At 64.7% G+C, this 13,332-nt stretch carries 11 protein-coding genes; 6 read left to right on the forward strand and 5 right to left on the reverse strand.

What is annotated here, in order from left to right; translation table 11 throughout:
• Positions 1–100 precede the first annotated feature (100 nt).
• A complete protein-coding gene (locus CAG33_RS24605; protein ID WP_139833035.1) occupies positions 101–2,110 on the reverse strand; it encodes a hypothetical protein in 2,010 nt (669 codons plus the stop codon).
• A 78-nt stretch (positions 2,111–2,188) separates the two neighbouring features.
• Positions 2,189–2,980: a hypothetical protein gene (locus CAG33_RS24610; protein ID WP_085583857.1), complete on the reverse strand. Its 792-nt coding sequence runs from the start codon at positions 2,978–2,980 to the stop codon at positions 2,189–2,191.
• Positions 2,981–3,207: 227 nt separating this feature from the next.
• Here CAG33_RS24610 and CAG33_RS24615 point away from each other — a divergent pair, with 227 nt between their 5' ends.
• The 6 genes from CAG33_RS24615 to CAG33_RS24635 all read left to right on the forward strand — a co-directional run bounded on the left by CAG33_RS24615 (position 3,208) and on the right by CAG33_RS24635 (position 8,694).
• Positions 3,208–4,236: a LacI family DNA-binding transcriptional regulator gene (locus CAG33_RS24615; protein WP_085633707.1), complete on the forward strand. Its 1,029-nt coding sequence runs from the start codon at positions 3,208–3,210 to the stop codon at positions 4,234–4,236.
• Between the two features lie 142 nt (positions 4,237–4,378).
• A complete protein-coding gene (locus CAG33_RS28595; protein WP_170930058.1) occupies positions 4,379–4,543 on the forward strand; it encodes a hypothetical protein in 165 nt (54 codons plus the stop codon).
• The gene (locus tag CAG33_RS24620; protein WP_085640872.1) at positions 4,540–5,322 is read left to right on the forward strand and encodes a TIM barrel protein; all 783 of its coding nucleotides are present in this window, start codon (positions 4,540–4,542) and stop codon (positions 5,320–5,322) included. The genes CAG33_RS28595 and CAG33_RS24620 overlap by 4 nt, the downstream gene beginning before the upstream one ends.
• Positions 5,315–6,337, forward strand: coding sequence for a sugar kinase (locus tag CAG33_RS24625; protein WP_085640874.1), 1,023 nt, complete (start codon positions 5,315–5,317; stop codon positions 6,335–6,337). The genes CAG33_RS24620 and CAG33_RS24625 overlap by 8 nt, the downstream gene beginning before the upstream one ends.
• A gap of 59 nt (positions 6,338–6,396) precedes the next feature.
• Entirely contained in the window at positions 6,397–7,695 is a 1,299-nt protein-coding gene (locus tag CAG33_RS24630) for an MFS transporter (protein WP_085583865.1), read from the forward strand.
• Positions 7,696–7,716: 21 nt separating this feature from the next.
• Positions 7,717–8,694, forward strand: coding sequence for a D-glycerate dehydrogenase (locus tag CAG33_RS24635; RefSeq protein WP_085640903.1), 978 nt, complete (start codon positions 7,717–7,719; stop codon positions 8,692–8,694).
• Positions 8,695–8,875: 181 nt separating this feature from the next.
• Here the strand turns inward: CAG33_RS24635 and CAG33_RS24640 are convergent, their stop codons facing one another.
• The 3 genes from CAG33_RS24640 to CAG33_RS24650 all read right to left on the reverse strand — a co-directional run bounded on the left by CAG33_RS24640 (position 8,876) and on the right by CAG33_RS24650 (position 13,160).
• Positions 8,876–10,063, reverse strand: a complete 1,188-nt coding sequence (locus CAG33_RS24640; RefSeq protein WP_085583867.1) for a pyridoxal phosphate-dependent aminotransferase — start codon at positions 10,061–10,063, stop codon at positions 8,876–8,878.
• Positions 10,064–10,104: 41 nt separating this feature from the next.
• Complete coding sequence (locus tag CAG33_RS24645) at positions 10,105–11,730, reverse strand: methyl-accepting chemotaxis protein (protein ID WP_085583869.1); 1,626 nt, start codon at positions 11,728–11,730, stop codon at positions 10,105–10,107.
• Positions 11,731–12,017: 287 nt separating this feature from the next.
• Positions 12,018–13,160, reverse strand: a complete 1,143-nt coding sequence (locus CAG33_RS24650) for a glycerate kinase (RefSeq protein ID WP_085583871.1) — start codon at positions 13,158–13,160, stop codon at positions 12,018–12,020.
• Positions 13,161–13,332: the final 172 nt, after the last annotated feature.

Raw genomic sequence — 13,332 nt, forward strand, 5'->3', positions numbered from 1 at the left:
AGATATGTAGGACTTATCCGGCAGCTATGCGGGAAAGGTCTGTACACGCAGTTGAATCAACAATGCCGAAGAGAATTCTCTTCGGCATTCATCAACGCCTTCAGTCGGTCGGTGTCCCCTCGCAATAGTTGTTACTGGCATTGAGCAGCGACACTTCGTTCAGGAACTCCATCGACGGCAGCGGTGCGCCTGCAACCGTGATTTCGTACCAGATCTTGATGTAACCGTTGGGTAGACTGGAACTGGCCGGAGGCTGAATGGGTTTGAGTTTTGTCAGGTATGGCTGAATGTTCTGGATGAACACGCCATCGGCTTCCGCCCCGGTGATCGTGTAAGTGTCGGCAAAGTCTGTGCCCGGAATCGGCATCAATCCCTGGCTGTCGGTCGTGCCGATGGATCGCAATGTGACTACGGTTCCGACCGGCATCGCGGTGGGGTGAATCGGCACTGTCACCGGCAACTGGAAGTCAGGCCGGGTGAGATAACGGCAAGACACAAAGCCGTTGAAGAGCCGCACCGTCGGTTTCGGCAAGATAAGCCGGACGGCGTCGAGCTGGACTTCGGTGTCGAATGACTTCATCACATTGCGGCCGCCCGTTTCCTCGATCGTCCAGTAGGCGATTTTCTTGCCGGGTACGGCCGCCTCGATCACCGCCGCCGGAATGGGCGCGGTCAGTACGGTCACGGTGCCGGCCGTCAGCAGTTCGCTGTGCACCTCTTTGCCGTCGAACCAGAGTTTCGCTGTCTCGTCTCCCAGCGGTACCCAAGGGTTGGGGGCCGCCACCATCGGCGTGCTGATGGTCACCACGTCCAGACGATCGTCTTCCGTGATGTGATTGGGCGTACCGGATTTGCCGACGACCGTGACCCTCACCATGTTCGGGTTTTCCCGTCCCGGGAAAATGGGGTTGATGGGCCCCCTGTACGTGAAGTCAAGCGCGGACGAAGTCGACCTTGAATCCTGCGGGGGTTGAACGCCGCGGGTGAAGACATAGGTGCCGGTGATGGGCACTTCAGCCGTCGCATTGTTCCAGAGCGCCAGCAACCGGCTGTTGCTGAGAGTGAATTGCAGATTGGCCGGTCCGATCCCCAAGGCTTTGCTGCCCAACGGCACATCCAGTGTTCCATTGCTGACGGTCGGGGTGATCCGGTCCGTCTGCTGCCCGTTTGTGGAGTAGGGAACTTCCAGGAACACAGGGGTTTCCAGGTCCGCCAGGTCGATCACATCCGGCAGGATCCCTTTCGGAAACACACAATCCAACAGTACCGGTGCCGGACGGCGAGACACTCGCAAGCCTCTGGCAAGTGAGGGGTCGCTGACATTGCCTACGATGTCGCGCAATTCGTACCAGAGAAAGTACTGTCCATCCAATTGCGGGATGTCGTCCGTCGGAATGGCAACGGAACTGTTTGACAGCGTCTGCTCAAATACCGGCATCCCCACACCATAGTTGGTCGAGAGATAGACAATGATGGTGTCATCCGGACGATAGAACTGATAAGAGATATTGACGTCGATATCAAGCGAGTCGTGGGTGCTCAGCCACTCATCATCAATGATGCCGGGCGCCGGCAGGTTGATGAGCGTGGCGGTCTCCGGCTTGAACTTCTGACCTGACGCCTTATCTTGCTCCGGAGCGTTACGGTCGATCTGGACAGGGAACCAGTCCGAGCTGTCCGGGTTGCCGTTATCCCCCCTATACACAACCAGTTCAAACTCCCACAACGTTGAAGCCTGCGCCAGATCGTCGTCCACAAGAGCGACTGTGGGCACTTCAATGTCCACCGTCGCCGGGCGACCTGCGGCTTGGCCCAGGTTACCGTCGGCCACCATTTCTGGTGCATCTGAAGGCCCTTTGCGCTGCCAAAGCTCATACTCGTCATTATCCTGTGGATCCAGGATCGTGTTGGTGTGAAATCGAATGATCAGGTCTCCGGAGTCCAAAATGGTCTTGGGGATCAGGTCATCGACAATCTTTCCCACCACTTCGGGCTTTTCCAGCAGTACGCCGGAAACCTGTCCAGATGTGCGCAAGGACAAGCGAGCACGTTCGCCGATTTCCTGCAATGTCAACCTTGCGCCTTTACCGATAATGTTTTGTACGGTCATTTCATGTTCTCCACGTTGAGCGATATTGAACAACCACCTCACAAACAGATGCAGCCATGGGTAAAACATCGGAATCATTCAGGGCTCACCCCCACAAGGCGGAGATCCCGGCAATGTGCGGTCGATCTTGACCAGCCCCTTGCGGGATTTGCGGAAGGAGACACCTGCACGAAAAAGGGTGTATTGAGCGAGGGCCGAATCGTTGTCCACCATGGGCCGGACATAGGGATCGAACGGAATGTCGATGACGAAGCCGTTGCTGACATCAGCAGGGCTCAGGGTTCTTCTGAATTCGTGCACCGGCGTCAATGCCGGCGGAGATCCGTTGAGAGAATCGAACCCCTGCCATTGCAGGACGCATTCGTCTCCGTTGAGGAACACCGGCTCGCTCAGGATCTTGACCCGGATCCTTTCCCAGACCGGCGGCGCAGAACTGCAATTGATGTAGCCATAGAAGTTGACGTCAGGAAACTCAGGCGCCCTGAGGGTGGGTGCCAACTCATGGTCGATCGTCAACTTACGCTCGGGTGAGGGATCCAGATTGCCATTGAACCCCTCCAGTTCGTAATAGATGACCGCCGTTCCGTCGACACTCATTTGTTCAGGAGTGATCGGAAAGGTGAACTCCGGCCGGTCATCCGCCTGGGTATAAGTAGCGGTAAATATTTCGTCCGTCGCACCGTCTTGCCGCCAATAGACACGGAGGATCGTGAAGTCGTCGGGGTCGGCCGGAAAGTTGGGCCACCGAGGTATTCTGCCGATCGTGCCGGCGATCAAAACATCTCTCGGAATATGGCCGTCCGGATCCAGTTCGCTGACCCCGTCTATCGTCAATGGGGCCGCTGTTATCTGGTTCTTGAGTGTGGGCATGTCAAGATCCTCTCCTGAAGCAGCGCTCTTGCTTCAGGTGTTCCGGGAAAAGTTGATGAGTCGATTAAGCGCCCCGGCCGAGAGGTTGCCTACTGTCATATCTGACAGGTCTTGCTACCGTTCGTCGTTCGATGCAGCCCCGCTCTCCAACGGTGCCCTTGACGGCTTTCGCTGGATGGTGTTTTCTGAAACCGGTTTCAACACCTACAACAATAAGGCTCAACCCCGTGAACGACTTCTCCGCCGCCCAGCGCAGCCGCGTGACCATGCTCGACGTCGCCGAGCACGCCGGCGTGTCCAAGGCCAGCGTCTCGCGCTTCATCGGCGACGACCGCGCCCTACTCTCCGAGGCCACCGCCGAACGCATCGAGCGGGCGATCGCCGAACTGGGCTACCGCCCCAACCAGATGGCCCGAGGCCTGAAACGCGGGCGCACCCGCCTGATCGGCATGCTGGTGGCCGACATCCGCAACCCTTACTCGATCGCCGTCATGCACGGGGTGGAAACCGCCTGCCGCCGGTACGGCTACAGCCTGGTGGTGTGCAACACCGACCGCGACGACGAACAGGAACGCCAGCACCTGGCGCTGCTGCGCTCTTACAACATCGAAGGCCTGATCGTGAACACCCTCGGCCATCACCGGGACGAACTGCATGAGCTGAAACGGGAAATGCCGCTGGTGCTGGTGGACCGCAAGGTCGAAGGGCTGGACAGCGACATGGTCGGGCTGGACAACCCCCGCGCGGTGCAAATGGCGCTGGAACACCTTGAGCAGCGTGGCTACCGCGATCTGCTGCTGGTGACCGAACCCTTCGACGGCACCAGTTCGCGGATCGAGCGGGTCGCAAGCTTCCAGCAGCAGATCGGCCAGCGAAGCGGCCTGAGCGGCGCGGTGCTGGAGACCGGCGAAACCCTCGCCGCCGACCTGCAAACCTTTTTGAACCAACCCGGTGCCGGGCCCAAGGCGCTGTTCTGCGCCAACGGTGTGGCGGCGCTGGCCTGCACCCGTGCCCTGCGCGAGATCGGCAGCCGGCTGTTCGAGGACGCCGGGCTAATCGCGCTGGATGACCTGGACTGGTATCCGCTGGTGGGCAGCGGCATCACCGCCCTCGCCCAGCCGACGGCGGACATCGGCGCCCGAGCGTTCGAATGCCTGCTCAAGCGCTTGCGGGGAGATGACGAGGCGGCGCGGGTGGTGGATTTTGCGCCGGTGCTGATTGAGCGCGGATCGACCTGTGGGGTTTGTGGTGACTGATTGGGCCTCATCGCTTGCAGGCAAGCTCCCACAGGTTTTGGGGTGTGCCGGGATCCTGCGGGTAACCGGAATCCCTTGTGGGAGCCAGCCTCCCACAGATTTTTGGGGTGTACCGGGATCCTGCTGGCGAGCCGGATCCCTTGTGGGAGCCAGCCTGCTGGCGATGGCGGCCGTCCTGGCGCCGCACGGCATCTTCAAGACACTCCGACAGGCGACGATTCGACTGGCCCGCGCAGAGCTCCATAAGCCCACCGCAACCTTTTTTTTGAACAAGAATGAAACCGGTTTCAGAGGACAACAACAATGAATGAACCTGCCGTTTCCATCAGCCTGTCCAGCTACGGCGCCGACCTGGTGCGCCAACGGGGCCAAGGCTTCTTCATCGATGTGCTGACCGCCGCCGGCGCCAGCCGCATCGAATGGCGCGAGGAATTGCTCACCGGTGAGGTGCCCGCACAACTCGCACAGGCCAGCGCAGCGGCACGGCTGCAAAGCATCTATTCGTCGCCGACCGAACTGTGGCGCGCCGGCCAGGCCTTACCGAACCCGCAACTGGACACCGCCCTGCAAAACGCCGAGGCCTTCGGCGCCCGTTGGTTGAAAGTCTCGCTGGGCCACTTCGCCGACGGCCACGATTTCAGCGCGCTGGCCCACTGCTTGAGCCAAAGCCCTGTGCGGCTGCTGGTGGAGAACGACCAGACCCCGCACGGCGGCCGCATCGAGCCGTTCCAGCGCTTCTTCGCCGCCGTCGAGCATCACGCACTGCCGGTGCGCATGACCTTCGACATCGGCAACTGGCAGTGGCAAGGCGAGTCCGCCGTCCAGGCCGCACGCGTACTGGGCAGGCAGGTCGGCTACGTGCACTGCAAGGCCGTGGCCCGCCGCGCCGACGGCAAGCTCGTCGCCGTGCCGCCCGTCGCCAACGACCTGCATCACTGGGAACAACTGCTGCGGCACATGGATCAAGGCGTCATGCGCGCCGCCGAATACCCGCTGCAAGGCGACGACCTGGTGCAGCTCACCCGCGACCACGTCGCCGCCCTCGCCCGCCTCGGCCAATCCTGCCTGGAGCCTGCCCATGCCTGAGATCGACATTCTTTCGTTCGGCGAAACCATGGCGATGTTCGTCGCCGAACACAGCGGCGACCTGGCGTCGGTGGGCCAGTTCCACAAGCGCATCGCCGGGGCCGACAGCAACGTCGCCATCGGCCTGTCCCGGCTGGGGTTCAATGTGGCGTGGCTGAGCCGGGTCGGCGCCGATTCCCTGGGCCGCTTCGTCGTCGAATCCCTGGCGCGGGAGGGCCTGGACTGCAGCCATGTGGCGGTGGATCCGGCACACCCCACCGGTTTCCAGCTCAAGTCCCGCAGCGACGACGGCAGCGACCCGCAGGTCGAGTACTTTCGCCGGGGCTCGGCGGCCAGCCATCTGTCGCCCGAAGCGATCGCGGCAGAGCTGCTCAATGCCCGGCACCTGCACGCCACCGGCATTCCGCCGGCGCTGTCGGCCTCGGCCCGGGCCATGTCCCATGACCTGATGACGCGCATGCGCCAGGCCGGGCGCAGCGTGTCGTTCGACCCCAACCTGCGCCCGAGCCTGTGGGGCAGCGAACGGGAGATGGTCACCGAGATCAACCGTCTCGCCGCCCTCGCCCACTGGGTGCTGCCGGGCCTGGCCGAAGGCCGTCTGCTCACCGGGTTCGACGACCCGGCGGACATCGCCGCGTTCTACCTCGACCGGGGCGCCGAAGCGGTGGCGATCAAGCTCGGGCCCCAAGGCGCCTATTACCGCACGCAACTGGATCAAGGCTTTGTGGCCGGCGTGCCGGTGGCGACGGTGGTCGATACGGTCGGCGCCGGCGACGGGTTCGCCGTCGGGATGATCAGTGCCTTGCTTGAGCACCAGAGCTTCGCCGAGGCGGTCAGGCGCGCCAACTGGATCGGCAGCCGTGCGGTGCAGAGCCGTGGCGACATGGAGGGGCTGCCGACCCGGGCTGAACTGTGCGCCGAATTTGAGGCCGCCATCGCTGGCAAGCCAGCTTCCACAGATTTTGTGTACACCGCAGATCCTGTGGGAGCTGGCTTGCCAGCGATGAGGCCCTGACAGACAAACCACCCATTGAACCTGCTGCGACAAAAACAACAAGCTCAGGAGCAAGACCCATGAAAACCGCAACCCTCGCCGCCCGCCGCTGGTGGTACATCATGCCCATCGTGTTCATCACATACAGCCTGGCCTACCTGGACCGCGCCAACTACGGCTTCGCCGCCGCCTCCGGCATGGCCGCGGACCTGATGATCACACCGGGCCTGTCGTCCCTGCTCGGCGCGCTGTTCTTCCTCGGCTATTTCTTCTTCCAGGTGCCGGGCGCGATCTATGCGCAGAAGCACAGCGTGAAGAAACTCATCTTCGTCAGCCTGATCCTCTGGGGCGGCCTCGCCACTCTCACCGGGGTGGTCTCCAACGCCTACTGGCTGATCGTGATCCGCTTCATGCTCGGCGTGGTCGAGGCCGCGGTGATGCCGGCGATGCTGGTCTACCTCTGCCACTGGTTCACCCGCGCCGAGCGCTCCCGGGCCAACACCTTCCTGATCCTCGGCAACCCGGTGACGATGCTGTGGATGTCGGTGGTGTCGGGCTATCTGGTGCAGCATTTCAGCTGGCGCTGGATGTTCATCATCGAAGGCCTGCCGGCGGTGCTCTGGGCGTTCATCTGGTGGCGGCTGGCGGATGACCGTCCGGCCCAGGCCAGCTGGCTGAGCGACGGCGAGAAGCGCGACCTGGAAAGCGCCCTGGCCGCCGAGCAGGTCGGCATCAAAGCGGTGAAGAACTACGCCGAAGCGTTCCGCTCGCCGAAGGTGATCATCCTGGCGCTGCAGTTCTTCTGCTGGAGCATCGGCGTCTACGGGTTCGTGCTGTGGCTGCCGTCGATCCTCAAGGCCGGCGCGCAGATGGACATGGTCGAGGCCGGCTGGCTGTCGGCGCTGCCGTACCTGGCGGCGGTGGTCGGCATGCTGCTGGTGTCGTGGGGCTCGGACAAGCTGCAAAAGCGCAAGCGTTTCGTCTGGCCGCCGCTGCTGATCGCCTCAGTGGCGTTCTACGGCTCCTACGCCCTGGGCGCCGAGCATTTCTGGTGGTCCTACACCTTGCTGGTGATCGCCGGGGCCTGCATGTACGCGCCTTACGGGCCGTTCTTCGCCATCGTGCCGGAGATCCTGCCGGCCAACGTCGCCGGCGGCGCCATGGCACTGATCAACAGCATGGGCGCCCTCGGCTCGTTCGGCGGCTCCTACCTGGTCGGCTACCTCAACGGCTCCACCGGCTCGCCCGGCGCTTCGTACTTGCTGATGAGCGGCGCGCTGCTGCTGTCGGTACTGCTGACGGCATTCCTCAACCCCGGCGCCAGCGACCGGGTGACGCCCAGGCCTGCGGCGCGACGTCCGTTGCCGGCCCATTCCTGATTCGAAAGAGAGATGAACGCGATGAAAAAGCAGGTTGTGCTGTACAAGAAACTGTCGCCGCCGCTGATGGCCCGGCTGCATGAGCACGTGGACGTGACGCTGATCGACACCCTCGACGCCGATGGCCTGATGAAGCTGCGCGACGCCCTGCCCGGCGCCCATGGCCTGCTCGGCGCCAGCCTGAGACTGGACGCGGCGCTGCTCGACCGGGCGCCGCGCCTGGAGGCGGTGTCGAGCGTGTCGGTGGGCGTCGACAACTACGACATCGACTACCTGACCCGCCGCCGGATCCTGTTGAGCAACACCCCGGACGTGCTCACCGAAACCACCGCCGACACCGGTTTCGCCCTGATCCTGGCCACGGCCCGGCGCGTGGTGGAACTGGCGAACATGGTGCGCGGCGGCCATTGGCACCGCAGCCTCGGCCCTGCGCATTTCGGCACCGATGTGCACGGCAAGACCCTGGGCATCATCGGCATGGGCCGGATCGGCGAGGCGCTGGCCCAGCGCGGGCATTTCGGCTTCGGCATGCCGGTGCTCTACCACAGCCAGTCGCGCAAGCCGGCGGTGGAGCAGCGCTTCGACGCGCAATACCGCAGCCTTGAGGCGCTGTTGCGGGAAGCCGACTTCATCTGCCTGACCCTGCCGCTCACCGCGCAGACCGAAGGCCTGATCGGCGCCGAGCAGTTCGCGCTGATGCGCCCCGAGAGCATCTTCATCAACATCGCCCGGGGCAAGGTGGTGGACGAAGCGGCGCTGATCGAAGCCCTGCGCCACAAGCGCATCCGCGCCGCGGGGCTGGACGTGTTCGAACGTGAGCCGCTGAGCCACGATTCGCCGCTGCTGCAGTTGAGCAACGTGGTGGCGACGCCGCACATGGGCTCGGCCACCCACGAAACCCGCGAGGCCATGGCCCGGTGCGCAGTGGACAACCTACTGGCGGCGCTGAGGGGAGAGAAGCCTGCAAACCTGGTGAATCCCTCGGCCTGGCAGGCTTGAGGGCTGCTGTGCCTGTCACCCGAAGGGTGAGGGATCCCGCCCTGCGGCGTCTTCACTGCCGCCATCGCCAGCAGGCTGGCTCCCACAGGCATCGCGGCTGTAAGCAGCATCTGAGGCCACACCAAAAACCTGTGGGAGCTGGCTTGCCAGCGATAGGGCCGACACAGACAGCACATGACTGTCAGGCCGTACGCGCCTGCAACAGCTGCGCCGCGCACAGCGCAATCCGCGCGCAGGCATCGGCCAGTTTCACCCGGTCCACCACCAGCCCGATGCGGATGTGCCCCGCCGCACTGGGCCCGAAGGCCTCTCCGGCGAGCACCGACACCCCGTAACCCTCCAGCAGCCGCTCGGCGAACGCCTGGGCGCCGAGCCCGGTCTGGCGCACATCGACCATCACGAACATCCCGCCGTCCGGGCGCACCGGGTGCAGGCCCGGGCAACCGCGCAGACGGTCGCACACCAGGTCCCGCCGCAGGCGGTATTCCTCGCGCATCCGGGTCACCTCCGGCAGGTCTTTCTCCAGCGCCACCTGCGCCGCTTTCTGCACGAAGTCCGGCAGGCCGAACAGCATGCTCAAGGACAGGTTCACCAAATGCTCGGCCAAGGTCTTGGGCCCGATCATCCAGCCGATGCGCCAGCCGGTCATGGCGTGGGACTTGGACAGGCTGTTGACCGTCGCCGTGCGTTCGGCCATGCCCGGCAGGCTCGCCGGGCTGACATGCTCGCCCTCGTACAAAAGATCGCTGTACACCTCGTCGCTGATCAGCCACAGGTCATGACGGATGCACAGCGCCGCCAACTCTTGCCAGATCAGCAGCGGCAGGCTGGCGCCCGAAGGATTGTTGGGACTGTTGAGCAACATGGCGCGGGTCTTGGCGGTGATCCGCGCCGCGACGTCCGCCGGGTCGACACGAAAGCCGTTCTCAGGCCGCACCGGCACCGGCACCACCGTCGCCCCGCAAGCGCCGAACACGCCTTCGTAGGTGACGTACATCGGTTCGGCGACGATCACCTCGTCGCCCGGATCCAGCAGGCACTGCGCCACCGAATACACGGCGCATTGCGCGCCGGGCATGACGATCACATGGTCGGCGTCCACCGCCTGACCGCTGCGCCGCTGGTGGCGCCGGGCGATCAGGCTGCGCAGGGCATGCTGGCCGCGCACCTCCGAGTAGTGCGTATCGCCGGCCAGCAGGCTGTCGATGGCGCCGTGGATGATCGGCAGCGGCGTGTCGAAATCCGGATCGCCCACGGTCAGCAGCAGGACATCGACGCCTTCGGCGCGCAACTCCAGCGCTCGGTCGTGAATCCGCCAGGCCGCTGCTCCCTCCCCGGCGATCCGTTGGGTCAAGGCTGAATAGCGCATGTACGTCTCCTGGTTGCGCGGTCTCCAGCCTTCACCGTATCTCAAATCACGAAACGCGCCACCATGGCGTTCAAATCCACCGCCAGACGCGACAGTTCGTGGGTCGCGGCGCTGGTCTGGTTGGCCCCGGCGGCCGACTGGGTGGCCAGGTCGCGGATGTTGACCAGGTTGCGGTCCACTTCCCGCGAGACTTGCGCCTGCTCTTCCGACGCGCTGGCGATGACCAGGTTGCGTTCGTTGATCTGATGGATCGACTGGGTGATCTGCTCCAGGGCGATGCCGGCGGCGCGGGCCATTTCCAGGGTGGACTGGGTGCGCTGGTTGCTCTGCTGCATCGACTCGACCGCCTCGCCGGTGCCGTTCTGGATGCCGGCGACCATTTTCTCGATTTCCTGGGTCGATTGCGCGGTGCGGTGGGCCAGGGCCCGCACTTCGTCCGCCACCACCGCAAAGCCGCGTCCGGCCTCGCCGGCACGGGCCGCTTCGATGGCGGCGTTGAGCGCCAGCAGGTTGGTCTGTTCGGCGATGGCGCGGATCACGTCCAGCACCTTGCCGATGTCACGGCCCTGGGCGGCCAGGCCTTCGATCATCTGCGCGGTGTTCTGCACGTCGTGGGTCATGGTCTGGATCGCGTCGACGGTTTTCACCACTTGGTCGCGGCCTTCACGGGCGGCGTGGGTGGACTGGTTCGAGGCTTCGGAGGTGGACACCGCGTTGCGCGCCACTTCTTCCACCGCTGCGGTCATTTCGTTGACGGCGGTGGCGGCCTGTTCGATTTCATCGTTCTGCTGCTGCAGGCCGCGGGAGGCCTCTTCGGTCACCGCGCTGAGCTCTTCGGCGGCGGCGCCCAACTGCGTGGCGGAGCCGGCGATCTGTTCGATGGTCTTGCGCAGGTTGGCCTGCATCTGCGCCAGCGCTTCGAGCAGGCGCGCCGGTTCATCCTTGCCGTCGACCTCGATGGCTTTGGTCAGGTTGCCGCCGGCGATGGTCTGCGCCGCCGTCACCGCCCGGTTCAGCGGGGTGACGATGCTGCGGGTCAGCAGCAGGGCCAACAGCACGGTGGCCACGGCCGCGATCAGCGCGACGACGACGATCCCGGTGATGGCGCTGTCGTAATGCTCGCCGGCCTGGGTCGAGGCGGTCTTCGCATCGGCGGCGTTGATCGCGATCAGTTTGTTGAGCTGCTCGCCCATCAGGTCGGTGCCGTCCTTGATCTTGGTGTTGATCAGGGTGCGCATCTCGTCGACTTTGTCCTGGCGCGACAGATCCAGCATCTGGTTCTGCGCTTGCAGGTAGCTGTCCAGGGTGTTCGCGAACGACTGATACAACGCGCGCTCTTCGGCGCCGGCCGGCAATGCCGCGTAGGCGGCCTGGGCGGTGCGCACTTTCTCGACCAGCACGCCGATGCGGGTCTGGGCCTCTTGCAGGCCGGCCGGCTCGCGGTTGACCAGGATGCGGAACGACAGGATGCGCAGGCGCAGGACGTTTTCCGTCACCACGGCCAGTTGGGTCACGCTGGGCAGTTGCGTGGTTTCCATGTCGATGGAGGCCTGGCGGATGATCGACATGCGGTTGACGGCGAATACGCCGAGCACGACCACCAGCAGGGCAATGAAGGCAAAACCTAAGAAGGCACGGGGCGCGATATTCAGATTACGCAAAGACATAGGAGCACTCTCGAATGAGGGTAACGGCGAGCGTCCTTGCGCTTATCACTGGCCCGTGGTCGGATCCGGTGCGGCGCCACTGTTCGAAGGAGTCTTTGTGCGCCTGACCGCTGTATCGGCCAGGCTTGAGGATTTTTTCGGGCGAGGATGAAATATTTTTCAAGGTGTTGCAGCGATGAAACACCGCCTGCCGTGAGGGAGTTGTCCGACCGCGCAGCACTCACCTCGATGAGAGGGGCGCCGGGCAACTCAGCGGGAGCAGCTCCCTCACCCCTGGGGTGCTCTGGTCAGGCGTTGCGCTTGGCCAGTCGCCACACCCTGGCGATGTCGCAGGCCCGCTCGCGCAGCAGGCGCGGCGCTTCGGCGCAGGCTTGCTCCAGCGGCATCGGCCCGCCGGTCACGGCGAAGGCGGCGTCGATGCCGTGGTCGTAGAGGGCCTGATAGCCCTCGCCCAAGGTGCCGGCGATGACGATCACCGGCACGCCGCGCTGGCTGGCGATGCGCGCCACGCCGAACGGCGTCTTGCCGCGCAGGGTCTGGGCATCGAAGCGCCCTTCCCCGGTGATGACCAGATCCGCGCCCTGCACGGCGTCCGCCAGGCCCACCAGTTCCGCCACGACCTCGACGCCCGCCTGGAAGCGCGCACCGAGAAACGCCTTGGCCGCAAACCCCAGGCCGCCCGCCGCGCCGCTGCCGGGCTCGTCGCGCACATCCTTGCCCAGCGCCTGGGCACAGAGGTCGGCAAAATGCCCGAGGGCCTGATCCAGCTGTTGCACCTGTGCCGGCGAGGCGCCCTTCTGCGGGCCGAAGATCGCCGAGGCGCCGTGGGGGCCGCACAGCGGGTTGTTGACATCGGCGGCGATGTCGAAACGCACCTGCGCCAGGCGCGGGTCCAGCCCGTCGAGCTCCAGTTGCGCCAACTGCGCCAGGGCGAGGCCGCCCGGCGCCAGCGCTTGCCCTTGGGCATCTCGCAGGTTCACGCCCAACGCCTGCATCGCCCCGGCGCCGCCATCGTTAGTGGCGCTGCCGCCGATGGCCAGGATCACCCGCTGCGCCCCGGCGTCCAACGCCGCGCGGATCAGCTCACCGGTGCCGAACGTGCTGCTGACGCAGGCGTCGCGCTGCCCAGGCGGCACCAATTGCAGGCCGCTGGCCTCGGCCATTTCGATGATCGCGGTGCGGCTGTGCGAAAGCCAACCCCAGGCGGCGTCGACCGGCACCCCCAACGGGCCGCGCACCTGGGTGCGGCGCAGCTCGCCTTCGCAGGCGGCCAGGATCGACTCCACCGTCCCCTCGCCGCCGTCGGCCATGGGGCACTTGACCAGCGTCGCCTCAGGCCAGACCTGCGTCAGGCCCGCCGCGATGGCCTCGGCCACGCCTTGGGCGCTCAGGCTGTCCTTGAACGAATCGGGTGCGATGACGATCTTCATGCGAATTCTCCAGTTGCAATGGCGTCCATGCTGCCAGCCCCCAGTGCCCTTGACGCCTGTCCGCTGCACAAGCGGCGGGGGCGTTTATTGTTCAATTCCACAAAACCGGGGCTCTGCGAATGACATTGTGGGAGCTGCGGTGCGACGACTCGACTTGCCAGCGATGGCGGCG

It is taken from the genome of Pseudomonas sp. B3(2017) (assembly GCF_002113595.1).
In the GTDB taxonomy this organism is placed as follows: Bacteria; Pseudomonadota; Gammaproteobacteria; order Pseudomonadales; family Pseudomonadaceae; genus Aquipseudomonas; species Aquipseudomonas ekonensis.